This window comes from uncultured Tenacibaculum sp., from assembly GCF_947504135.1.
GTDB lineage: Bacteria > Bacteroidota > Bacteroidia > Flavobacteriales > Flavobacteriaceae > Polaribacter.
This window is the reverse complement of record NZ_CANNGG010000002.1, coordinates 22,256-46,572: the sequence shown is the minus strand read 5'-3', so window position 1 is coordinate 46,572 and position 24,317 is coordinate 22,256. Positions and strand designations below refer to the sequence as shown.

18 protein-coding genes are annotated in these 24,317 nt (G+C 32.6%); 9 read left to right on the top strand and 9 right to left on the bottom strand.

Annotated features, from left to right (window positions below; genetic code table 11):
• Window positions 1-59: 59 nt before the first annotated feature.
• From Q0663_RS03575 to Q0663_RS03565, 3 genes are read left to right on the top strand one after another with little or no spacing between them, the layout of a single operon-like run.
• The gene (locus Q0663_RS03575) at window positions 60-1,964 is read left to right on the top strand and encodes a nucleoside-diphosphate sugar epimerase/dehydratase (RefSeq protein ID WP_299006491.1); all 1,905 of its coding nucleotides are present in this window, start codon (window positions 60-62) and stop codon (window positions 1,962-1,964) included.
• Window positions 1,965-1,992: 28 nt separating this feature from the next.
• Window positions 1,993-2,760 carry a polysaccharide biosynthesis/export family protein gene (locus tag Q0663_RS03570; protein ID WP_299006486.1) on the top strand — a complete coding sequence of 256 codons (768 nt, stop codon included), beginning with the start codon at window positions 1,993-1,995 and terminating at the stop codon, window positions 2,758-2,760.
• A 7-nt stretch (window positions 2,761-2,767) separates the two neighbouring features.
• Window positions 2,768-5,143 (top strand): tyrosine-protein kinase, encoded by a 2,376-nt coding sequence (locus tag Q0663_RS03565; protein ID WP_299006482.1) that lies wholly within the window; start codon window positions 2,768-2,770, stop codon window positions 5,141-5,143.
• 31 nt (window positions 5,144-5,174) lie between these two features.
• Here the strand turns inward: Q0663_RS03565 and Q0663_RS03560 are convergent, their stop codons facing one another.
• Complete coding sequence (locus Q0663_RS03560) at window positions 5,175-5,927, bottom strand: CpsB/CapC family capsule biosynthesis tyrosine phosphatase (RefSeq protein ID WP_299006478.1); 753 nt, start codon at window positions 5,925-5,927, stop codon at window positions 5,175-5,177.
• Between the two features lie 150 nt (window positions 5,928-6,077).
• Here Q0663_RS03560 and Q0663_RS03555 point away from each other — a divergent pair, with 150 nt between their 5' ends.
• Entirely contained in the window at window positions 6,078-6,929 is an 852-nt protein-coding gene (locus tag Q0663_RS03555) for an N-acetylglucosamine kinase (RefSeq protein WP_299006473.1), read from the top strand.
• On the opposite strand, the gene murF is transcribed toward Q0663_RS03555, so the two are convergent.
• Both murF and gldJ read right to left on the bottom strand, forming a co-directional pair.
• Window positions 6,926-8,179 carry a UDP-N-acetylmuramoyl-tripeptide--D-alanyl-D-alanine ligase gene (gene murF / locus Q0663_RS03550; RefSeq protein ID WP_299006470.1) on the bottom strand — a complete coding sequence of 418 codons (1,254 nt, stop codon included), beginning with the start codon at window positions 8,177-8,179 and terminating at the stop codon, window positions 6,926-6,928. The two genes, Q0663_RS03555 and murF, sit on opposite strands and share 4 nt — an antisense overlap.
• 63 nt (window positions 8,180-8,242) lie before the next feature.
• Complete coding sequence (gldJ, locus tag Q0663_RS03545) at window positions 8,243-9,946, bottom strand: gliding motility lipoprotein GldJ (protein ID WP_299006467.1); 1,704 nt, start codon at window positions 9,944-9,946, stop codon at window positions 8,243-8,245.
• Between the two features lie 362 nt (window positions 9,947-10,308).
• On the opposite strand from gldJ, the gene porV reads away from it, so the two are divergent.
• From porV to Q0663_RS03520, 5 genes are all read left to right on the top strand, one after another.
• Entirely contained in the window at window positions 10,309-11,409 is a 1,101-nt protein-coding gene (porV, locus tag Q0663_RS03540) for a type IX secretion system outer membrane channel protein PorV (RefSeq protein WP_299006464.1), read from the top strand.
• Between the two features lie 80 nt (window positions 11,410-11,489).
• A complete protein-coding gene (gene cdd, locus Q0663_RS03535; RefSeq protein WP_299006461.1) occupies window positions 11,490-11,972 on the top strand; it encodes a cytidine deaminase in 483 nt (160 codons plus the stop codon).
• Window positions 11,973-12,146: 174 nt separating this feature from the next.
• A complete protein-coding gene (locus Q0663_RS03530; protein WP_299006457.1) occupies window positions 12,147-13,211 on the top strand; it encodes a 3-oxoacyl-ACP synthase III family protein in 1,065 nt (354 codons plus the stop codon).
• Window positions 13,212-13,282: 71 nt separating this feature from the next.
• On the top strand, window positions 13,283-14,818 hold the full coding sequence (gene guaA, locus Q0663_RS03525; protein ID WP_299006454.1) for a glutamine-hydrolyzing GMP synthase: 1,536 nt from the start codon (window positions 13,283-13,285) through the stop codon (window positions 14,816-14,818).
• 33 nt (window positions 14,819-14,851) lie between these two features.
• Entirely contained in the window at window positions 14,852-16,675 is a 1,824-nt protein-coding gene (locus Q0663_RS03520; RefSeq protein ID WP_299006449.1) for a LysM peptidoglycan-binding domain-containing protein, read from the top strand.
• A gap of 474 nt (window positions 16,676-17,149) precedes the next feature.
• Here Q0663_RS03520 and rfbB read toward each other — a convergent pair whose 3' ends face one another.
• The 6 genes from rfbB to Q0663_RS03490 form a co-directional block, all read right to left on the bottom strand.
• Entirely contained in the window at window positions 17,150-18,199 is a 1,050-nt protein-coding gene (gene rfbB, locus Q0663_RS03515) for a dTDP-glucose 4,6-dehydratase (RefSeq protein WP_299006445.1), read from the bottom strand.
• Entirely contained in the window at window positions 18,196-19,074 is an 879-nt protein-coding gene (gene rfbD, locus Q0663_RS03510) for a dTDP-4-dehydrorhamnose reductase (protein ID WP_299006443.1), read from the bottom strand. The genes rfbB and rfbD overlap by 4 nt, the downstream gene beginning before the upstream one ends.
• Before the next feature lie 702 nt (window positions 19,075-19,776).
• On the bottom strand, window positions 19,777-20,331 hold the full coding sequence (gene rfbC, locus Q0663_RS03505; protein WP_299006441.1) for a dTDP-4-dehydrorhamnose 3,5-epimerase: 555 nt from the start codon (window positions 20,329-20,331) through the stop codon (window positions 19,777-19,779).
• Window positions 20,332-20,334: 3 nt separating this feature from the next.
• Window positions 20,335-21,210: a glucose-1-phosphate thymidylyltransferase RfbA gene (gene rfbA / locus Q0663_RS03500; RefSeq protein WP_299006439.1), complete on the bottom strand. Its 876-nt coding sequence runs from the start codon at window positions 21,208-21,210 to the stop codon at window positions 20,335-20,337.
• A 962-nt stretch (window positions 21,211-22,172) separates the two neighbouring features.
• A complete protein-coding gene (galE, locus tag Q0663_RS03495) occupies window positions 22,173-23,183 on the bottom strand; it encodes a UDP-glucose 4-epimerase GalE (RefSeq protein ID WP_299006437.1) in 1,011 nt (336 codons plus the stop codon).
• On the bottom strand, window positions 23,183-24,316 hold the full coding sequence (locus Q0663_RS03490) for an aminotransferase class I/II-fold pyridoxal phosphate-dependent enzyme (protein ID WP_299006434.1): 1,134 nt from the start codon (window positions 24,314-24,316) through the stop codon (window positions 23,183-23,185). Before Q0663_RS03490 ends, galE begins: the two co-directional genes overlap by 1 nt.
• Window position 24,317 lies beyond the last annotated feature (1 nt).

Here is a 24,317-nt window from a genome sequence, read left to right as displayed (position 1 = left end):
TTCTTCAATTACTTGCTCATTTTATATTTTGTATCTTTATTTGTTAACAAAAATACACAATGATTAAGAGTCTATTTTTAAAAGCTTTTGACAGATATGCTTCTCGGTGGGTTGTTTTAATTATAGATATCTTTTTAGTTTGTATCTCTTTTGTTTTAGCCTACACAGTTCGCTTTAATGCGAGTTTGAACTTTGAAGTAGAAAAACTATTCTATCAAATTCCTTTCATTGCTTTTATTGCTCTTATCAGTTTTCTTACTGTTGGTTCTTACAAAGGAATTGTCCGTCATACAGGAACAAGAGATGCCTTTAATGTTTTTATTGGTGTAACCTTACTTTTTATTATTACTACAAGCCTTGTATTAATTAATAACCTTTTAAAAGTAGTTCCAAATTTTACGATTCCGAAATCAATACTTATTATTCATTATTTGATTTCTGTACTTGTACTAGTAATTAGCCGATTCATTTTTAAAGCTTTTTATGAAATTGTTTCTACAGAATTAAAATCAATCACCAATGTTTTGATTTATGGCGCTGGAGACTCTGGACTAATTACTTATGGAGCTTTAAACAGAGATACCAAAAACAAATATGAAGTTATTGGTTTTATTGATGATGATCCGAAGAAAATTGGCAAAAAGCTAGATAGAATAAAAATATACAGCAAGAAAGTAATCAATAAAAACTTCATACAAGACAAGCAGATTGATGAAATTATTATTTCTATTCAAAATATAAAATCTGAAAAACTTTTATACTTAACTGATAAATTACTAGAACTAGGTGTTCAGGTAAAAATTGTCCCTCCTTTATCTAAATGGATTGATGGCGACTTGAAAGCCAATCAGATTAAACAAGTTAAAATTGAAGATTTATTAGATAGAAAACCAATCTCTATCGACAATCCAATTGTTAAAAGAGAAGTAAACGATAAAGTTATTTTAGTCACAGGTGCTGCTGGATCAATAGGTTCAGAAATTTCACGCCAATTAAGTGTTTATAATCACAAACATTTGATTTTAGTAGATCATGCTGAATCTCCTTTATACGATCTTCAACAAGAACTTATTCAAAAAGATTGTAAAAATTTCACTTGTATTGTAGCGGATGTTAGAGATGAAGTTAGGATGAATGAAATTTTTGAAGAATTCAAACCCCAAAAAGTTTTTCATGCGGCAGCCTACAAACATGTTCCTTTAATGGAAATGAGTCCCTACGAAGCTGTAAGAATAAATATTGGAGGAACAAAAAACATTGCTGACTTAGCCATAAAACACAATGTTGAACGCTTTGTTATGGTATCAACCGATAAAGCAGTTAACCCCACTAATGTTATGGGAGCCACAAAACGCGTTGCTGAGATGTATATAAGCTGTTTAAGCAATTCTAACAATCATACAACAAAATTTACAACTACGCGTTTTGGTAACGTATTAGGCTCTAATGGCTCTGTTATACCTCTTTTTAAACGTCAAATTGAAAATGGCGGACCTTTAACGGTTACTCATAAAGACATTACCCGATATTTTATGACGATTCCTGAAGCGTGTCGATTGGTTTTAGAAGCTGGAACTATGGGTAATGGTGGAGAGATTTACATTTTCGACATGGGTAAATCTGTAAAAATATATGATATCGCTAAAAGAATGATTCATTTATCAGGCTTACAATTCCCTGATGATATTGATATAAAAATAACTGGTCTTCGTCCTGGTGAAAAACTGTATGAAGAACTCTTGGCTGATGGTGAAAACACCACTCCTACCTATCATGAAAAAATTATGATTGCTAAAAACCAAGAAATAGATCATGCTACTATTGCTGAGAAAATTACTGACTTGTGCCAATCAAATAAGTCACATAACAATCATAATACGGTACAGTTGATTAAGGAAATAGTTCCTGAATATATATCTAACAATTCTGTCTACGAAAAATTAGACATCAATACCAAAAATTAAATTAGTACTTTCGCAAAAATTTTAATCAATGCAAAGAATTAAAAAAATTGTTTTAGCTATTATTGTATTAACTATAACTTCTTGTGCTTCAAGAAAAGAGATAGTTTATTTTCAAAAAGATCAAGTTGATCAATCGAAAACAAACACAACTTATAAAACTGTTTTTAAAGCTGATGATTTGCTTCAGATCACTGTTTCTGCTCTGAACTCTGAGGCTGTAAAACCCTTTAACTTACAAACTGTTAGTTATTCTCTTTCTACTGACAGTCCTACTGGAAGACCACAACAACAAACCTACCTTATTGACAATGAAGGATTCATAGACTTCCCTGTACTAGGAAGATTGAAATTAGCTGGATTATCTAGAACAGAAGCTATCGAATTGTTAAAAAACAAGTTGTCACCTGATTACGTTAAAAATCCTACCATAAATATTAAAATCACTAACTTTTCAATTACCGTATTAGGTGATGTTAAAATGCCAGGGAGATTTACCATACCAAATGAACGAATTTCAGTATTAGAAGCTGTTGGTTTAGCGGGTGATTTAAACATGTCAGGAATTAGAACGATTGAAGTTAAAAGAGAGGAAAATAACGAAATAAAGAGTTATAAGTTAGATTTACGCTCTAACAAGGTTTTCAACTCTCCTGCTTATTATTTACAACAGAATGATGTGGTTTATGTAGAACCTAACAGATCTTCATCTCAAGATGCAGCCTATAATAAAAACACAGGTCTTTTTATTTCTTTAGGTTCCGTAGTCATTTCATTAATTTCAATCCTTACAAGATAAAATTGCTATGAGCAACGAACAATATTCTCCACAGTTAGAAGAAAACGACACAATTAATATTAGAGCTGAATTAGAAAAATACTTAATTCATTGGAAATGGTTTGCTTTAGGTGTATTATTAACACTAATAGGTGCTTTTTTATTTTTACGATACAGCACTCCTAAATACAGCGCTGCTACTACCATTTTAATAAAAAATGATAAACAAGGTGGTATTTCAGAAGAACTTGCCGCTTTTGAAGATTTAGGAATTGTTGGTGGTTCTAGTAAAAATATTGATAATGAGATTGAAATTATAAAATCTCGTAAACTTATCAATGACGTTATTCAAACTTTAAATTTAAACATTAGTTACCTAACTGAGGGTAGAATTAAAGAATCTGAAGTTTATAAAAATAGCCCTATTATTTTCACTCAAATTGATTCTTCATCTACAGCTTTACATGAAGTTGATACTACTTTTAATGTTGAAGTTTTATCAGCAGACAGGTTTCGTTTGAAAGATATAAATGGTTATATTATTTCTGAAAATGAATTCAGTAAAACTATAGAAAGCACTACTTTAGGGAGTTTTAAAATTGAAAAATCTTCAGTATTTAAAGACGAAAAAACTGGAAATGCTGTAAAAATAGTTGTGCGCCCTATAAATAAAGTGATTGATGGTTACCAACAAGCAATTAACATCGCTCCTATTAGTAAAAAATCTAGTGTTTTAAAATTATCCTTACAATCTTCTATAAAAGAAAAAGCAGAAGACATCTTAGATGAGTTGGTTAGACAGTATAATTTAGATGCTATTAATGATAAAAAAGAAGTTTCAGAAAAAACAAATAATTTTATTTCAGAACGCCTAAGTAATGTTGCTTCAGAACTCGGGAGACTTGATGATAATGTTAAGACTTTTAAGGATAAAAATAACATAACTGATATCGAATCTGAAGCTCAATTAGCTTTGCAAACTAATACAGAAAATCGCAAAAAATTAATTGAAGCATCTACAGAATTAAGCCTAGCAAAATCATTAAACAAAGAGTTAGATAACAATGATTATTTACCTGCTAACTTAGGTTTATCGGATTCAAATATTGGAAGTTCTATAAATGAGTACAACCAGTTAATGGCTCAACTAAAACGTTTAGAGAAAAGTGCTGGATCAAAAAACACTGTACTTATAAATGTTCAAGAAAACCTAGCTAGTTTAAGAAGTTCTTTAAAAAGAAGTCTTGAAAATACTGTTAGATCTTTACAGATAAAAGTAGGTAGCTTACAGCGTGAAGCTAACCGATTTGATACTAAAATTTCTTCTATCCCTACAAAAGAAAGAGAGTTTTTAGATATCGCTAGACAAAAAGAAATTATTGCAGGTTTGTATTCTTACTTATTAAAGAAAAAAGAAGAAACGGCTATTTCATTAACCGCAACGGCAGTTCCTAATGCTAAAATTATTGATAAAGCTTATGGTTCTGATATTCCTGTGAGTCCTAAGAAAAAAATTATTTATTTGGCGGCTTTATTACTGGGTTTAATCATTCCTTTCATTTTCATTTACTTAAGAGATTTATTAGACACTAAAGTTCATACAAGAAAAGATATTGCAGATTTAACCTCAATCCCTTTCTTAGGAGATATTCCTCATTCTGATTCAAAAGAAAAGATTGTCATCAATTCTAGTGCTCGTTCTGGTACTGCTGAAGCTTTCAGATTAATAAGAACGAACCTTGATTTTATGCTTTCTAGCAAAGATGAAAATAAAGGTAAAGTAATTTTTGTAACCTCTACCACTAGTGGAGAAGGTAAATCGTTTACTTCTATTAACTTAGCTGCTTCTCTATCTTTATCTGGAAAAAAAGTTGTACTTGCCGGATTAGACTTAAGAGCTCCTAAAATTACAGAATACCTTGAACTTCCTGAAAGAAAAGGTGTTACAAATTATATTACAGATGATAGTATTACGATAGATTCATTGAAGTTTTCTATTGATGAAATCCCTAACTTAGATATTATCTCTTCGGGAGCTATTCCTCCTAACCCAGCTGAACTGCTAATGACTGAAAAGGTAGAACGTTTATTCGCTGAGTTAGAAGCAGATTACGATTATGTAATTATAGATACTGCGCCTGTTAGCCTGGTTACAGACACTTTATTAATTGCTAAGTACTCAGATCTTGTTATGTATGTAGCTAGAGCTAATTATTTAGACAAACGAATGTTAATTGTTCCGCAAACCTTATATAAAGACAAAAAATTACCTAACCTAGCAATCATCTTAAATGACACAGACTTAAAACGTGGTTATGGATATGGTTACGGTTATGGTTATGGCTACGGTTACGGTGCAAACGAAGAAGACAATAAACCTTGGTATAAAAAAATATTTAGTTAATTTCTAATGACTAAATAAAAAAGGAAGCTATTTAAGCTTCCTTTTTTTGTATAAACTTTTTATTGTTATTTAATAAATGTTCTATTTGATTTTTTACTTTAACATTCCCAATTTTTTGAAGAAGTTTTAAATGATTATGATGATGGGTATCTGTTCCTACAAAATCATACATACTTTCACTTAATAACTTCTGAGCTGTTTTTTGTACGCCTTTTCCATATTGTTCTGTTAACGACAATAAATTCAATTGAAAAACACAACCTGCTTTTTTTAATTTATAAAAGTTCTGAAAATCGCCATGATAAAAATTATAGCGTTCTGGATGTGCTAAAACAGGTTTATACCCTTTTAACTGAATTTCGAACAAGATGTCATATAAGTTATACGGAGCATTGAAGTAAGACATTTCAACTAATATATAATTATCTTTTAATGTTAAAATATCATCTGCTTTTAATCGCTCTACAAAACGTTCATCCATCATATATTCAGCAGCAGCATTTATATTTACATCACTAAATCCTTGCTTTTTCAACTCAATTCTCACCTCTTCTAGCTTAATCTTTATCGTTTCAGAAGAATTCGGATATACATCTCCCAAAACATGAGGTGTAGTTATAAAGTTTTTAATTCCGTAAGAATACATCTTAGAAATTAACGAAATTGAATGCTCTAAATCTTTAGCCCCATCATCAATCCCTGGTAACAAATGTGAGTGAATGTCTACAAAACCATCTGGAAAAACTTCATGTAATGGAAGTTCCTTTTTCTTGAAAAAAAACATAATAATGCAAAATATCTATTTAACTACAAAAATAAACGAATAATGTATATCATGTAGTATCAAAACCCATTCCTTTTTTAGTTCAAGATAAAATTAATTGCTGTCATCTCATTATGATGCTATATCTTTGGGCTGTAACAGACGAATAATATGATTTTAATTGCTGATGGCGGCTCTACAAAAGCTGATTGGATTGCGCTTAACAATGACAAAAAAGAAGTTTTTAGAACTACTTCTTTAGGCTTGAACCCTTCTGTATTAACAGAAGAAGAAATGCTCCGTACGATTAATAGTACAGAAGAATTACTTTTAATACAAAATGAAGTGCAGCAAATTCATTTCTACGGAGCCGGTTGTGGTAGCCCTAAAGCTGCGGAAAATTTACAGCACATTTTAAAATCAGTTTTTAAGAAAGCTACCGTTTTTGTTTCTGAAGACACGCTAGCTGCTGTTTACGCTAGTTCTGGAAACAATCCTGGTATTGTATGTATATTAGGAACAGGCTCTAATAGTTGTTATTTTGATGGTAAAGAAATGATTACTACTGCTCCTTCTCTTGGTTATACACTAATGGATGAAGCTAGTGGGAATTACTTCGGGAAGCAATTGCTACGTGATTATTACTATAAAAAAATGCCTAAAAAAATAGCTACTGCATTTAAAAGTTCTTTTGAATTAGATACAGATGTTGTAAAAATGAACTTGTACAGAAAACCCTATCCAAATATGTATTTAGCTTCATTCGCTCGATTTATGTTTGAATATAAAGAAGAAAAATACATCCGAAAAATGATAAAAAAAGGGTTTCAAAACTTCTTTTACTACAGAATTCTTCCTTTTGAAAAAGACTCAAAAACTCCTATTTATTTTATAGGTTCTATTGCCTACTATTTTAGAGATATCTTAGAAAAAGTGGCCGCAAAAAATAAACTAGTCATTACTGATGTTATCCAACGTCCTATTGATAACTTAGTAGAATTTCATAGAAACAACACCTTTTAACAAAACTCAACTACTCTTTCAAGAGCCATTCCTCTTGATCCTTTTACTAAAATTGTACTCTTATTTATAGGGTTAAATTTCAAATACTCTGCTAACTCTGAAAAAGTTTTGAACTTTTTGAAGTCTGTAGTGGTTTTGTTAAAGTTTTCTCCTACTAAGAATACGTTGTTGAAATTAAGTTCTTTTGCTATGTTAACAATATTTTGATGCTCTGTTGAACTATAGGCTCCCAATTCAAACATATCGCCTATAATAATTGTTTTATAGGTAGCTTTTAGTGCTTTAAAACTCTCTAAAGCAGCTTTCATACTAGTTGGATTCGCATTATACGCATCTAAAATTATGGTGTTACTCTCTGTCTTAATAACTTGTGATCTGTTATTTGACGGAATATAACTTTCAATTGCTTCTTTAATCTGTTCTGAATTAACCTCAAAATAGTTACCTATCGTAATGGCTGCTGAAATATTCGCAAAATTATATGCTCCTATTAAATTGCTTGTTATTGTTTTATTTTGGTAAGAAAATCGGACTAACGGATCTGCCTCTAAATACTTAATATCATCGCTAAACCATACACTATCCATACCTTTGGTACGCTCTATCTGTTTAGCATCCTTAGGATTGACGATTACTTTTTTGTTATGTTTTCTAAGATAATCATACAGTTCAGATTTTGCTTTTACCACGCCTTCTAGCGAACCAAAACCTTCTAAATGTGCACTTCCAAAATTAGTTATATATCCATAATCAGGTGCTGCGATTTCTGATAGAAAAGCAATTTCTTTGTGATGATTCGCTCCCATTTCTACGATACCAATTTCAGTATCTCTGTTCATTGACAATAGAGTCAATGGAACACCAATATGATTGTTCAAATTTCCTACGGTAGCAGTCGTCTTATACTTTGTTGAAAGTACCGCATTGATTAGTTCTTTGGTTGTTGTTTTACCGTTACTTCCTGTCAACGCAATAATAGGTAACCCTAATTGATTACGATGGTAATTCGCCAGCTTTTGAAGCGTTTCTAAAACATCGTCTACCAGAATAGTCTTTTCAGAAGTATTGTATGCTGCTTCATCAATTACAGCGTAAATCGCTCCGTTCTCAATAGCTTCCTCAGCAAATTTATTTCCATTAAAATTCTCTCCTTTCAAGGCAAAGAATATCGTGTTTTGTCTAATATTTCTGGTATCAGTATCAACCAACCCATGAATGCTATATAAATGGTATAAGTCTTCTATCTTCATATTGTAAAAATAAAAAAACCTCATTGAGATTCAATGAGGTTTTTTCTATAATTAAAACTGTACTTATTTTATTTTATCTGGTGTTGCGGTCTTTCTTTTGTTTAACACCATTGGTCCCATTTTGTCAGTAGCACATCTAAATCCGATGTAGTTAGTTGCCATATATTCTGGGAAATATCTTCTTTGGGCAGGATCTAACCAATATTCTCTATCAGCCCAAGAACCTCCTTTGTACACTCTAGACTTATCACTAATCAACGTAGTTCTTCTCTTATCGTCATATTTGTAATTCTCAATAGCATTTCCTAAAGAATCTACTTCTGCTTCTGGTTTTTGAGGAGAGTTATACATTCTAGAAGAACGATCTAGTTGATCTTTATCTAATCCGTAGAACTTAGAAGAAGCTTGATCTCCATCTCCTAAACTAGAGTTATTCGCTAAATTATAGTTTCTTCTCATGTAAGTATCTTCCTTAGTAATTGGAATATACTTCACACTTCCTGGTAAGTCTTTAGGAACGATTCTTCCATTTTCTAAAGTATCATACTCTACTTCTCCATCTCCAACGATTACAACTTTACCTTCTTCGTTAATTAACTTCTTCGTAAAGATATTTCCTCTAAAATAGTTGAAGTCATTTGCTTCTGAATCGATAATTGGTCTGTATACATCTTCAACCCACTCAGCAACGTTACCAGACATATCGTATAAACCGAATGCGTTTGGAGGGTAACTTCTTACTGCGTTAGGAATATCGGAACCATCACTACTCCATCCAGCAATACCACTATAGTCTCCTTTTCCTTGCTTAAAGTTCGCTAACTGATCTCCTCTTCTACGCTTATCTCTATCACGTGTATATTTTCCACTCCACGCATATTTTTTTCTACCTCTAATGTTGTTATACTCGCGGTTTTCAAAAATAGCTTTTGCAGCGTATTCCCATTCAACTTCTGTAGGAAGTCTGAATTTCTGTGCTAAAATACCATCAGAAGAAGTTACTTGTCTTCCAGTAAACGATCCTTTAGCCGGTTTTGGCTCTCCTTTTACTCTTGGTACAGGAATACCTTTCTTATAGATAGTAGAATCACCATCAAAAATTGCATACGGATCTGTTAAATATGTATCAGTATCAAAATTATTTTGTCCTTTAAAACTTAATGAATCTTCTTTAAAGATATTTTTAATCACACCTTTATCCATTAATATTTTTAAATTCAACGCATTTGTACGCCATTTACAGTATTTATTAGCTTGAATCCAGCTAACACCAACCACAGGATATTCTGCATACGATGGGTGACGTAAATAACTTTCAGATAATAAGTTTGTGTTTCCTAAACCTTTTCTCCAAACTAAGGTGTCTGGTAAGATTGAAGGGTAAATATCTTTAAATTGTGGGTCTTCTGGAGGAAATACATCTTTGGTATATTGCATAAATAACCCATACTCTGCATTGGTTACCTCTACTTCATCCATATAAAAAGAACGTACGTGCATTTTTTGAGGCGTCGTATTCCAATCAAACATTACGTCGTCTTGTACTAGTCCCATAGTAAAGGTACCACCTTCAATATGAACCATTCCTGGGGGAACATTTTTACCTTCTTTGTACTTCCCTTTTAAATAACCACCATAACTAGGATCATTAAAGTTCCAACCAGTTAGAGAGGACTTACTTGAACCACTCACTCCATTACTCTTACAAGAAGTAACAAGCAAGCCGGTGATCGCTAATAAACTAAATAATTTTAACGTACTTTTCATGTATTTTAAACTGTTTTTAAGGGTGTCGCAATTTACAATATTTCTAATTTCTTACAACTAATTTAGTTACAAATTCTCTTTTTGCAACCTTAACCTCGCTAGATTACAAACGATGTATTTTCAACTTTAGTATTACGAATCTAAGAAAAAGATTAAAATAACAACCGTTAAAAATTTATTATTTCAAATATGATAAAAGATAAATCAAAGGTAGTCTATATAATATATTCTCTGTCTTATCGTTAATGTAGTTACAGAAAAGTAATCCAAAATAACATTTTTACTGTCAAAGTATACATAAAACCCCGATAATCCTTCAATTAAAATTATATATTTGCTAAACAATTAACCAAATTTTTTACATGAAAAAATTATCGATCGTATTATTTTTTGTGTGCTTTACCCTTCAAAACAAAGTACAAGCCCAAAATGAAACATCAATAAATACAACGGCAATGCCTTTTTTATTGATTACACCCGATGCTAGAGCTGGTGGCATGGGAGACATTGGTGTTGCAACATCTTCTGATGCTTTCGCTATTTTTCACAACCCAGCAAAAACTGCTTTTAATCAAAATAAAATTAGTGTTGGTGTTAATTACACTCCTTGGCTTAGAAACCTTACCGATGATATTTTTGTAGGTGGAGGTTCCTATGTTAGTAGGTATAGTGAAAAATCTGCTTGGGGAATAAACTTAAAATATTTTTCTTTAGGAGAAGTAGCATTATATGACTTAGGAGGTATTTCTAACGGCGCAGAAAACCCTAATGAATTAGCCATTACAGGAATTTATTCGTTAAAACTAAGTGAAACCTTCTCTATGGGTATCGGTCTTAAATATATACATTCTAATTATAAAATTAGAAGTACTGATTCTAATTTAAACGCTGTTAATTCTTTTGCAGTTGATATTTCTGGATATTACCAATCAAAAGAGGCAAACTATGGTAATTTTAATGGTCGTTACCGATTAGGGTTTAACATAGCCAACATAGGACCTAAAGTAGAGTACACCCCTGGAGTACCAAACTTTATCCCCACCAACGCTAAAATTGGGGGTGGATTCGATTTTATTTTTGATGATTTAAACATCTTAGGATTGAATTTAGAATTCACTAAACTATTGGTACCTTCTAACCCTAATTCAGATAGAGGGTGGTTTGAAGGAATGTATACTTCTTTAGGAGATAGAAGCTTTGAAGAAGAACTACAAGAAACTACTTGGGCTATTGGTGCTGAATATTTGTACAATAATTCTTTTGCTTTAAGAACAGGATATTTCCATGAGAGCCCAAAAAAAGGGCAACGCCAGTACTTTACCTTGGGGGCAGGTTTTGCTACCAAAGATTTTAACATTGACTTATCCTACTTAATCAATACAGCAGAGGTAAACAACCCGTTAGAAAACACCTTACGTTTTTCTCTTTCTTTTGATTTAGGAGAACTTTATGAAATTTACTAAAACTCGTATTTTTTTTATAAATTCGTATCAGAATACAAAAGCAGTCTACACGACTGCTTTTTTTGACTAATTTATTCACTATGAAGAAAATTAATGTAACCACCTCCGCTACGTTGTTTGATGATATCTCTCAACTGTCAGCCGAAGATACTTTCTTATTAGAAAAAGCAGTTGAAGCTAGACAAAAAGCCTATGCTCCTTACTCAAAATTTAATGTAGGAGCTGCTTTACTTCTTGATAATGGAGAAATCATTTTAGGAAACAATCAAGAAAGCGCAGCCTACCCCTCAGGTATGTGTGCTGAGCGTGTTGCTATTTGGAAAGCAGGTTCTGAGTATCCAAACATGAAGGTAAAAAAGATAGCCATTACTGCTGCTTCTGAAAACTCTATAGTCAACAAACCTGTTGGCCCTTGTGGTGCTTGCCGCCAAACGTTATCAGAATATGAAATCAATCAAAAACAACCGATTCAAATACTATTTATGGGAGAAGTTGGGCAAATTGTAAAAACAGAATCTTTGCTTTCATTATTACCATTTTCTTTTGATAGTTCTTATTTATAAAGTACTTAAACATCAAAATCATAAAAAAGATGATTCCTAATTTCTAAAAAAATAATTTAATCCTATTTTTTTAAGAATCTAACAAATCTTTAAAATTGACTATAAATAAAAAGGTTATCGTCAATAAAAATGCTTTATTTGTAATTACTCAACCCTAAAAAATCATTTATTTCAATGAAATTATCAGTAATTACAGGAACAGGTTCATTCATTCCATCTATCAAAAAGGAAAATACTAACTTTAACAATCATGTATTTTTAAATGCAGATGGAACCTCTTTTGATAATCCTAACCCTATAATTATTGAAAAATTCAAATCCATTACTGGTATTGAAGAGCGTCGCTATGCAAAAGATGAAAATAAAGCCTCTGATTTAGGGTATTTTGCAGCCAAAAAAGCCATTGAAGATGCCAATATTAATCCAGAGGAATTAGACTACATCATTTTTGCACATAATTTTGGGGATGTAAAAAAAGACGCTATTCAAAGTGATATTCTCCCTAGTTTGGCTACTCGTGTAAAGTATTTACTCCAAATTGAGAACCCAAATTGTGTTGCTTACGACATTTTATTTGGTTGCCCTGGTTGGGTGGAAGGCGTAATTCAAGCACAAGCTTTTATCAAAGCTGGTATCGCTAAAAAATGTTTAGTCATTGGTGGTGAAACCTTATCGAGAGTCGTTGACATAAATGACCGTGACTCTATGATTTATAGTGATGGTGCTGGGGCATGTATTGTTGAAGCTACCGATAAAAATGACAGTGGAATTTTAAGTCATGCTTCACAAACCTTCACCAAAGATGAAGCTTATTATTTATTCTTCGGAAATTCAAACGATAAAAGCAAAGACAAAGATGTTCGTTACATTAAAATGCACGGACGCAAAATTTATGAGTTCGCTTTAAATAATGTACCTAAAGCTATGCAAACTGCTTTAGATAAAAGCGGAGTTTCAATTGATGATGTTAAAAAAGTTTTCATTCATCAAGCAAACGAAAAAATGGATGAAGCCATCATCAAACGTTTTTATCGTCTGTATAAGAAACCAATTCCTGAAGGAGTTATGCCTATGAGTATTCATAAATTAGGTAATAGTTCCGTAGCAACCGTCCCTACTCTACTTGATTTGGTATTAAAAGGAAATATTGAAAACCAAGAAGTAAAAAAAGGGGATGTCATCATTCTTGCCTCTGTCGGAGCAGGTATGAATATTAACGCAATTGTTTACAAGTATTAAAGTTTCTTAAACAGTAAGAATTTCTTCTTAAATATTCTCGCAAATCTAAAATGTAAGTACTATTTTTGCGCATGCAACAACACAACGTACTTATATTAGATTTCGGATCGCAATACACGCAGTTAATTGCGCGCCGTGTAAGAGAATTAAACATCTATTGTGAAATTCACCCTTACAACAAAATACCACAAAATTTAAACGATTTTAAAGCTGTAATCCTTTCTGGAAGTCCGTCATCGGTTCGTTCAGAAGAAGCTCCACATCCAGATTTATCTGAAATAAGAGGTAAAAAACCTTTATTGGCGGTTTGCTATGGAGCACAATACTTAGCACATTTTTCTGGCGGATTGGTAGCACCTTCCAACACTCGTGAGTATGGTAGAGCTAACTTATCTTTCATTAAAGAAGGTGAAGAATTCTTTAAAGGAATTTCTGAAGGAAGTCAAGTTTGGATGAGTCATTCAGACACCATCAAAGAATTACCTACTGGAGGATCCTTATTAGCCAGCACGCACGATGTTGAAAATGCAGCTTATAAGATTGAAGGTGAAACTACCTATGCAATACAATTCCACCCAGAAGTATATCATTCTACTGACGGTAAACAATTATTACAAAACTTTTTAGTTACTATAGCTGGAGTTGCTCAAACTTGGACACCAGATTCATTTGTTGATGAAACTGTTGCTGAGTTAAAAGCTAAAATAGGTAATGATAAAGTTGTTTTAGGATTATCTGGAGGAGTAGATTCTACCGTAGCTGCTGTTTTATTACACAAAGCTATTGGAAGCAATTTACACTGTATTTTCGTAAACAACGGATTATTACGTAAAAATGAATTTACCGACGTATTAAAACAATACGAAGGTATGGGATTAAACGTTAAAGGAGTAGATGCTTCGGCACGCTTTTTGGGCGAGTTAGCTGGATTAAGTGACCCAGAAGCAAAACGTAAGGCTATCGGTAAAGTTTTTATCGATGTTTTTGACGATGAAGCACACCAAATAGAAGATGCAAAGTGGTTAGCACAAGGAACGATTTATCCAGATGTAATTGAATCAGTTTCTGTAAACGGTGGACCATCAGCAACGATTAAGAGTCACCATAACGTAGGTGGTTTACCAGATTTCATGAAGTTGAAAGTAGTAGAGCCTTTACGTATGATTTTTAAAGATGAAGTTCGTCGTGTAGGTGCATCTATGGGAATTGACCCAGAACTATTAGGTCGTCATCCTTTCCCTGGTCCTGGTTTAGCTATCAGAATCTTAGGTGATATTACCGCTGAGAAAGTTCGTATTTTGCAAGAAGTCGACGCAGTGTTTATCAACGGATTAAAAGAAAGCGGATTGTACGATAAAGTATGGCAAGCAGGTGCTATTTTATTACCAGTAAACTCAGTTGGAGTGATGGGTGATGAAAGAACCTACGAAAAAGTAGTTGCGTTAAGAGCAGTTGAAAGTACCGATGGTATGACCGCTGATTGGGTAAATTTACCTTATGAGTTTTTACAGAAAACATCAAATAAAATAATAAATAATGTAAAAGGTGTTAATAGAGTTGTGTATGACATTAGCTCTAAACCACCAGCAACAATTGAATGGGAGTAACCCACTATTAAATTAAAAATAAAAAAAGAGTAGATGAAGAAATTACAGTTTTTACTATTAGTTTGTATCTTAACTTTCACCATTTCTTGCGGACAGCAAAAACGTTATGTATCGTATAAAGTTCAAGAAGGCGAAACGATGCGCGACATTGCTGATCGTTTGGATATGAAAACAAAAGATTTATTACGTTTAAATCCTGATGTTAGCAGACGTCCAGAAGCAAATACGGTAATTGTAATTCCAAATCCTAAGCTTAAAAATAGTACTTCTACATCTACTCCTTCTTCAGAAGAAGAACCAACCACTATTGAAACTATTGAGGATTCAACTTCCGAACCTGAAGAAAATGATACTGTTTATCAACAAACCATTATTGAGTACGAAACTCATGAGGTACAAAAAGGTGAAACCGTATACCGAATCACTAAACAGTATGGAATTACCAAAGACGACTTACTTAAATACAACCCTGAATACACCAATATTGAAAGTAACAATTTGAGTATTGGTCAAGTATTAAAAGTCAAAGAAATTAAGAAAACGATTACTATTGACAAAGAAGAGGTTTTAGCAAAATTTTTAACCCACACGGTTAAAAGCAAAGAAACCATGTATGGTTTAACACGTTTTTACAATGTTTCAAAAGAAGAAATTTTACGTTTAAATCCTGAATATCCTGATTTAGCAGATAACAAACTATCAATAGGTCAATTATTAAAAATAAAACCTATTGAAGAAGTAAACGAAGCTGAAAATTATACTTTTTACAAAGATTTTATCGAAGAAGATACTTCTATCAACTTAGCTATCTTACTTCCTTTTAGAGCAGATGAGTATGTAGAAAAATCAAGTAAAGATATTTTTGAAAAAAATCAATTAGCAAACATGGTAACGGATTTTTATATGGGTGCAGAAATCGGTATTGATTCTATCAAAAAACAAGGAGTGAACATAGATGTTAATGTTTTTGACACTGGTAACAGAGGTAAAAACATTAATACCATTCTAAATGAAAACAAACTAGAAAATGTTGATGTAGTTATTGGTCCTTTTTACTCAGACAAAGCTGAAGTTGTTGCAAAAGGAGTGAATGTTCCTGTTATATTCCCTCATTATTCTAATAATCAAGAAAAATTTTCTTCTTCTAAATTGGTAAAAACAGCTCCTGAAAAAAGCAGGTATACTAATTATTTAACCTCTTATTTAAAGGACAGTTATAAAGATCAAGAGATTTTTGTTGTTGGAGATGACAAAAATGAATCTAATCGTTTAGTTTCTAAAATTGTTTCTGAACTAAAACAACATGACAGTATTAACAACATTCATATTTTAAAACCTGAAAAAGGGTATATAAAAAGAGACCGTTTTACAAGAAAAATGTCTTCTAAAAAACAAAATTGGGTAATTATTGCTTCTGATGATAATGTTGTGGTTGCTGATGCTTTAAATAGCATGATTGGATTACCTGATGAAACCAATGTTCAAGTATTCTCTCCTAATAAAGGAGATGCATATTACAGAATTGACAACAATAAATTAGCCAGTATTAACTTTACCTATGTTTCAGACACCTATACTGATGAAGATGCTTTAGAAACTAAAACTTTTACCGAAAAATATTTACAAGTCAATAATACGATTCCTTCAGATTATGCCGTTAAAGGATTTGATATTACTTATGATATATTAATGCGTTTAGCTTCTGGTGAAGATCTTGACACTACCTTTAAAAAGGGAGCTTCATTACGTGTAGAAAGTAAATTCGACTATCGTAAAAAAGTATTTGGAAGCAGTAGTAATAATGGTTTGTTTGTTATAAAATACAACAAAGACCTTAGCTTAAGTAGGCTGAGATAAGCTAAAAATACAGTATAATAAAAAGCCAAAACTAAGTTAGTTTTGGCTTTTTATTTTTATTCCTTATTCATTTTTTGCTTGTCCAAAAAACGAATCAAAAAAGGACACTTTTTCAATAGGAATTTCTGCTGCTCAGAACCGTACACAAAACTTCGCGGCGTTTCACGCCTGAATCTCGAAGCTTTTGCATACTATTCTTTGAAAAAGAGAGTTTTCATTATTGAAATTCTATTAAAATGAAAATAGGTCGCAGTTGATATTCCTCCGATCTCTCTTTGGAAAATAACAAACAAAATGTCATTTCGAATATAAGTGGTAACGAATATGAGAAACCGACAGGTTCAGCGCAGCTAAATCTTATTAAGAGGATTAACTCATAACCTTGAGATTAGCTACACTGAACCTAAAGATTTCTCCCTACGATCGAAATGACATATCCTATTTTTTGAAAAAGTGTTTTTTACAATAGCTAAGTTACTCCTCATACATTTGTTGGTAGTACTTTTGATACGCTCCGCTAGTAACATGTTGCACCCAGTCTTCATTTTCTAAATACCATTTTACCGTTTTCTCAATTCCCTCCTCAAACTGTAAAGAAGGTTCCCACCCTAACTCATTTTTTAATTTTGAAGAATCTATAGCGTAACGATAATCGTGTCCAGCTCTATCTGCTACATAAGTAATTAACTTTTCAGAAGTACCTTCTTCTCTCCCAAGAAGCTTATCTACTGTTTTTATTAACACCCTAATTAAATCGATATTCTTCCACTCATTGAATCCTCCAATATTGTAAGTATCTCCTAATTTTCCTTCATGAAAAATAACATTAATTGCTCTTGCATGATCGTTTACAAACAACCAATCTCTCACATTATCTCCTTTTCCATACACCGGTAAAGGCTTGTTGTTACAAATATTATTGATAAATAACGGTATTAACTTTTCTGGAAATTGATACGAACCATAATTATTTGAACAATTTGAAATCACAACCGGCAAACCATAGGTATCGTAAAAAGCTCTTACAAAATGATCTGACGAAGCCTTCGATGCTGAATATGGTGAATGCGGATCATATGCTGTAGTTTCTAAAAAGAAACCTTCATCACCTAAAGAACCGTACACCTCATCTGTTGATACATGATAAAATAACTTGTTTTCAAAATTGTCTCCCCAATAGTTTTTAGCTACCTGTAATAAAGTCAATGTTCCCATTACGTTGGTTCTTGCAAAAGAGAAAGGATCTTTTATCGATCGATCTACATGAGATTCAGCCGCCAAGTGAATTACTGCATCTATCTTGTATTTTGAAAAAATACAAGCTACTGTATCATAATCACAAATGTCAGCCTTAACAAACGTATAATTTGGTTTCCCTTCAATATCTTTTAAATTCTCAAGGTTTCCAGCATATGTAAGAAGATCTAAGTTAATGATATTATAATCAGGATAGTTGTTAACAAATAGTCTAACTACATGTGACCCTATAAAACCTGCTCCTCCTGTAACTACTATGTTTTTCATACCATTTCTTCTTGTTTAATTTTAAATATACATTCCTTTAAAGAGTCTCTCCAGTAAGGAATTTCTATAGTAAAATCATTTTTTATTTTCTGCTTATTCAATACCGAATAATGAGGTCGTTTAGCCAATGTTTTATACTCCTTAGATTCTATTGGATTAATTGCACATGGTAAATTACTAAACTCCATAATTGCTTTTGCAAAATCATACCATGAAGTAATACCTTCATTTGAAAAATGATATATTTTTGAATCTCTATCTATTTTTCGATCTAAAGTAATAAGTTGCAAACATACTTTCGCTAAATCTCTAGCATAAGTTGGAGTACCTATTTGATCATAAACAACATTCAGTGATTCCTTTTCTTTTCCTAACCTCATCATCGTTTTCACAAAATTATTTCCGTGGGCAGAATACACCCATGACGTTCTAATTATGAGAGCTTCAATAGATGAAGACTCTACAACCTCCTCTCCTCTTCTCTTAGTATTTCCATACACTCCTAAAGGAGCTATATTATCTTCTTCTTTATAGGGCAAAAAGCTTTCACCATTAAACACATAATCGGTAGAAATATGAATTAATTTTCCTCCTCTACTTTTTATTGAATTAACTAAGTTTTCAACTCCATAAACATTTATTTTTTCAGCCTTTTCTGAATCTTCTTCTGCTTTGTCCACTGCTGTATACCCTGAACAATTGATTACTCCATCAATCTTGTTTTTTTCTATATAATTATCAACAAGAGTAGCATTAGTAATATCTAAACTTTTTGAGTCTTCAAAAAAGAAATTAAAACTCTCATAGTTTAATGATAATTCCTTTATTTCTGAACCTAATTGCCCACTTGCTCCTGTAACTAATATATTCTTCATGAATGTTTTCTATGTAAATCCAAAGTTACAAATAACCTAAACTTTATGGGATTTTCTGTCGAAAATTATTTGTGTATGGTTTGTTGAGTATTGAGGGATTAGTATTGAGGTTTTAAATAGTTATATAGTTAAATCCATTATTTTTTAACTCATCGATTCACAGATTGCTTCTCTCGAAGTATTGGGATCGCAATGACGGGTTTTTATTTTTTCATTCCATTCATTTTTTGCTTGTCCAAAAAACGAATCAAAAAAGGACACTTTTTCAACAGGAATTTCTGCTGCGCAGAACCGTAAACAAAACTTCGCGGTGTTTCACACCTGAATCTCGAAGCTTTTGCGTACTATTCTTATGAAAAAGAAGTTATTATTCTTGGGTTCTACTAAAATGAAAATAGGTCGGGGTTGTTTTTGACGGTTATATATGATGAGGTCCTGAAATCTTCCGAAATTTCGGAACAGGATGACGTACCCTTTTTTTCATTAGCCTTCGACTACGCTCAGGGTGCTGCGTTCAGTATCAGTTTGTGGTAACGGTCTTTTCTTTTTATTCCCCCATTCATTTTTTGCTTGTCCAAAAAACGAATCAAAAAAGGACACTTTTTCAATAGGAATTTCTGCTGCGCAGAACCGTACGCAAAACTTCGCGGCGTTTCACACCTGAATCTCGAAGCTTTTGATAACTACTAAACAGCGTAATAGTTAGTACACAAATGGAGTTGCTAAATCTTTAAAAGTCGGTAGTTGTTGGTCTTTTGAAGAGAGCATTACGTCTTCGGGATTAATTTTCCAATCGATATTCAACGTGGGATCGTTCCATATAATTCCAGCATCGTATTCAGGAGCATACCAATTATCTACTTTATACGCAAAAATGGCTTCTTCAGATAAAGTTACAAATCCGTGGGCAAATCCTCTCGGAATAAATAATTGTTTTTTATTTTCTTCGGATAATTCTACAGCTATGTGTTTTCCGTAACTAGACGAGTGCTTTCTTACATCTACTACTACATCCAACACTTTTCCTTTAATACATCTTACTAACTTTGCTTGGACGTAAGGTGGTTTTTGAAAATGCAAGCCTCTAAGCACTCCAAAAGAAGATTTTGACTCATTGTCTTGAACAAAATTTATCTTTCCGTTATTTTCTTCAAATTCTTTTTGATTGAAAGATTCAAAAAAATACCCTCTATGATCTCCAAAAACTTTTGGCTCAATAATAACAACTTCAGGAATAGCTGTTTTTGTAAAAATCATCCTTTATTCTTTTGCTAATTTTAACAAGTACTGTCCGTAACTGTTTTTCTGCAAAGGCTCAGCTAACTTTTTTACTTGCTCTTTATTAATATAGCCCATATACAATGCTATTTCTTCTATACAAGCTACTTTTAAACCTTGACGCTTTTCTATCGTTTCTATAAATTGACTTGCTTCTAGTAAGGAATCATGTGTTCCTGTATCTAACCATGCAAAACCACGTCCCATTAATTCAACTTTTAACTGTTCGTTTTCTAAATAATGTTGATTTACAGATGTGATTTCCAATTCTCCTCTGTTTGATGGTTTTACGTTTTTCGCCACTTGTATTACATCATTGGGGTAAAAATATAATCCAACAACTGCGTAGTTTGACTGAGGATTGTTTGGTTTTTCTATAATAGAAATAGCATTCCCTTTAGCATCAAAATCTACCACTCCATAACGTTCTGGGTCTTTTACATTGTATCCAAAAATGGTGGCTTTATTTCCCTTTTTAACATTATCAATTGCGGATTGTAGCATTTCAGGCAAACCGTGGCCATAAAAAATATTATCGCCTAAGATGAGGCATACATCATCATTTCCTATAAATTCTTCTCCAAGAATAAATGCTTGTGCTAATCCGTCAGGTGAAGGTTGTTCTGCATAGCTTAATTGTATTCCTAAATCATTACCATCTCCTAATAATTTTTGAAAACTTGGTACGTCATCTGGGGTAGAAATAATTAATATTTCTCGAATACCGGCCAACATCAATACTGATAGTGGATAATAAATCATTGGTTTATCATATACTGGAAGTAACTGTTTAGATACTCCTTTAGTAATAGGATATAATCTTGTTCCTGATCCACCTGCTAGTATTATGCCTTTCATGTAGTACAATTTTGATTTATTCGTTTACTATAAAACAACTTAATTCTTAGTATTTTTTCTATACAACTGTTCTCGATACTATTCCGTTTTATTATCGAAATCACTCGAGCTGACACTTATTCTTTTCAAACACTGCCAATAAAAAATAGGTTTAATTTATACAAATGATACTGCTAAAGTATAGAAAAAAATAAACTATTAAGGGCTTTGAGGTTCTCAATTTTTAGTTTTTAGTAAGGGATTCAAACAAAGTGGTGAAGAATTTCAAAAATCTTTAGTTCGATATAAAGTTTGCTACGATTAACCTAAAGGTTTCTCCCTACGGTGGAAATGACGTGGTCTTCTTTTATGCTGTTCATTTTTTCCATTGATGAAAAAACGAACCAAAAAAATCTAGACTTGGTTTCCTTTTATTGAATTCTACGTTGTATTCCGTATTCGAATCCAGACCGTAAACTCTTTGGATTCTCTTGTACTCCATAACCTTGAATTCTACTAAAATGAAAATAGGTCGGAATTGTTTTTGACGGTTCTATATGATGAGATCCTGAAACAAGTTCAGGATGACGTACCCTTTCTTTTTGATTACCCTTCGACTACGCTCAGGGTACAGCGTTCAGTATCAGTTTGTGGTAACGGTCTTTTCTTTTTACTACCCATTCATTTTTTGCTTGTCCAAAAAACGAATCAAAAAAGGACACTTTTTCAACAGGAATTTCTGCTGCGCAGAACCGTACGCAAAACTTCGTGGTGTTTCACACCTAAATCTCGAAGCTTTTATACCCTATTCTTTGAAAAAGAAATTCTCTCTTTTCAATCAAAATAACAAACAAAAAGTCATTTCGAACTGAGTGGTAACGAATGTGAGAAATCTTATCAAATGGAATCACTTACAATTTTAAGATTTAACTACACTAAACCTAAAGATTTCTCCCTACGGTCGAAATGACAAGTTTCTCTTATTATTTCTGTTTTTGTTGCCACTTCCAAGCGGACAGTAATGCTTCTTCTAATGTTTTTTGAGGTTTCCAACCTAATACTTTATTGGCTTTTGTAGTATCTGCGTACGCAGCTGTGATGTCTCCTTCTCTTCTATTCGTAATTTTATAATTTAATGATTGTTGCGTTACTTTTTCAAAGGACTTAATAATTTCCATTACAGAACTTCCTTTTCCTGTTCCTACATTGAAAAACTCGAAATTCTCTTCATTCTCTTCATTCAACAAGCGCTCCAAAGCTTTTACATGTGCTTTTGCTAAATCAACTACATGGATATAATCACGAATTGCAGTACCATCTGGAGTTGGATAATCATCTCCAAAAACTGCTAGTTCTTCTCTAATTCCTGCCGCTGTTTGTGTGATAAATGGAATCAAATTTTGTGGTACTCCTAATGGTAACTCTCCAATTTTAATTGACTCATGTGCTCCTATCGGATTAAAGTATCGTAAAGCTATGGCATTCATGTCATACGCTTTACAACTATCTTTTATAATCTCCTCTCCTATCTGCTTGGTATTCCCATAAGGTGACTCCGCTGGTTTAATAGGTGCTCCTTCTGTAATTGGTAACTCATCTGCTTGTCCATATACAGTACACGATGAACTGAAGATAAAATGATCTACATTTCGATCTTTCATTTCTTGTAACAGATACACTAAGGCATTGATATTATTTTCATAATAATCCAACGGTTTTTGAACGCTTTCTCCAACTGCTTTAGAAGCAGCAAAATGTATCACTCCATCAATTATATTCTCATTAAAAAAGCTACTTACAACTTCTTTATCTCGTAAATCTATCTGGTGAAAGTCTAGTTTAACATTGGTAATCTCAGTAATTTGCTCTAATACTTCAATTTTAGAATTCGATAAGTCGTCAATAATTACTACTTCAAAGCCTGCATTTTGTAGTTCTACCACTACGTGTGAACCTATAAAGCCTAAACCTCCTGTTACTAGTATTTTTTTCATTATTTTAACATGTTCAAGATTACCTCTTTTATTCTTAACCTATCCTCATCAGTTAAATTAGAACCTGAAGGTAAACACAACCCATCTTCAAATAATTTTTCTGAGACATTGGTTCCATAATATTTACACTCTTTAAAAACAGGCTGTAAGTGCATTGGTTTCCATAACGGACGAGACTCAATATTTTCTTTTTCTAAAGCTAATCGTAAGTCTTCTCTTGAAAAACCTGTTTTGCTTTCCTCTATAACTACAGCACTTAACCAATGATTTGAAAAATACTCTGATGTTGGTTCTGTTAAGACAGTAACACCTTCTACATCTTTGAATAACTCTTGATAAAACTGATTATTAGCTCTTCTAAAACCAATGTGTTTATCTAATATTTCCATTTGACCACGCCCAATACCTGCCACAATATTACTCATACGATAGTTATATCCTATATGCGAGTGTTGGTAATGAGGAGCATTATCACGTGCTTGGGTTGCTAAAAAGATAGCTTTTTGTTTATCTTCTTCATTCTTACATACCAAAGCTCCCCCACCAGAAGTTGTAATTATTTTATTTCCGTTAAATGATAAAATTCCGAAATCACCAAACGTACCACATTTTTGTCCTTTATAAGTTGATCCTAATGCTTCCGCTGCATCTTCTATTAAGGTTATATCGTATTTTTTGGAAAGGGCTACAATTTTATCCTTTTTAGCAGGCATTCCGTATAAATGCACTACAATGATTGCTTTTGGTTTTTTCCCTTTTGCAATGCCATCCTCTATAGCTCCTTCTAACGCTTTTGGACACATATTCCATGTGTCTTTTTCACTATCAACAAAAACAGGTATGGCTCCTTGGTAGGTAATTGGGTTAGCTGAAGCCGAAAAGGTCATACTTTGACATAACACCTCATCTCCATTCTTTACTCCTGCTAATATCAATGCTAAATGCAAAGCCGAAGTACCCGAAGCTAAACAAGCTACTTTTGAATTCTCTCCAACATACTCCTCTAAATCTTGCTCGAAACCATTTACATTAGGACCTAAAGGTGCTACCCAATTCGTATCAAACGCTTCTTGAACATATTTTTGTTCTCCACCTCCCATATGTGGTGAGGATAACCATATTTTTTCTAACATA

Coding starts and splice junctions, on each gene's coding strand:
- Q0663_RS03575 (WP_299006491.1), top strand. CDS start 60: ATGATTAAGAGTCTATTTTTAAAAGCTTTTGACAGATATGCTTCTCGG.
- Q0663_RS03570 (WP_299006486.1), top strand. CDS start 1,993: ATGCAAAGAATTAAAAAAATTGTTTTAGCTATTATTGTATTAACTATA.
- Q0663_RS03565 (WP_299006482.1), top strand. CDS start 2,768: ATGAGCAACGAACAATATTCTCCACAGTTAGAAGAAAACGACACAATT.
- Q0663_RS03560 (WP_299006478.1), bottom strand. CDS start 5,927: ATGTTTTTTTTCAAGAAAAAGGAACTTCCATTACATGAAGTTTTTCCA.
- Q0663_RS03555 (WP_299006473.1), top strand. CDS start 6,078: ATGATTTTAATTGCTGATGGCGGCTCTACAAAAGCTGATTGGATTGCG.
- murF (WP_299006470.1), bottom strand. CDS start 8,179: ATGAAGATAGAAGACTTATACCATTTATATAGCATTCATGGGTTGGTT.
- gldJ (WP_299006467.1), bottom strand. CDS start 9,946: ATGAAAAGTACGTTAAAATTATTTAGTTTATTAGCGATCACCGGCTTG.
- porV (WP_299006464.1), top strand. CDS start 10,309: ATGAAAAAATTATCGATCGTATTATTTTTTGTGTGCTTTACCCTTCAA.
- cdd (WP_299006461.1), top strand. CDS start 11,490: ATGAAGAAAATTAATGTAACCACCTCCGCTACGTTGTTTGATGATATC.
- Q0663_RS03530 (WP_299006457.1), top strand. CDS start 12,147: ATGAAATTATCAGTAATTACAGGAACAGGTTCATTCATTCCATCTATC.
- guaA (WP_299006454.1), top strand. CDS start 13,283: ATGCAACAACACAACGTACTTATATTAGATTTCGGATCGCAATACACG.
- Q0663_RS03520 (WP_299006449.1), top strand. CDS start 14,852: ATGAAGAAATTACAGTTTTTACTATTAGTTTGTATCTTAACTTTCACC.
- rfbB (WP_299006445.1), bottom strand. CDS start 18,199: ATGAAAAACATAGTAGTTACAGGAGGAGCAGGTTTTATAGGGTCACAT.
- rfbD (WP_299006443.1), bottom strand. CDS start 19,074: ATGAAGAATATATTAGTTACAGGAGCAAGTGGGCAATTAGGTTCAGAA.
- rfbC (WP_299006441.1), bottom strand. CDS start 20,331: ATGATTTTTACAAAAACAGCTATTCCTGAAGTTGTTATTATTGAGCCA.
- rfbA (WP_299006439.1), bottom strand. CDS start 21,210: ATGAAAGGCATAATACTAGCAGGTGGATCAGGAACAAGATTATATCCT.
- galE (WP_299006437.1), bottom strand. CDS start 23,183: ATGAAAAAAATACTAGTAACAGGAGGTTTAGGCTTTATAGGTTCACAC.
- Q0663_RS03490 (WP_299006434.1), bottom strand. CDS start 24,316: ATGTTAGAAAAAATATGGTTATCCTCACCACATATGGGAGGTGGAGAA.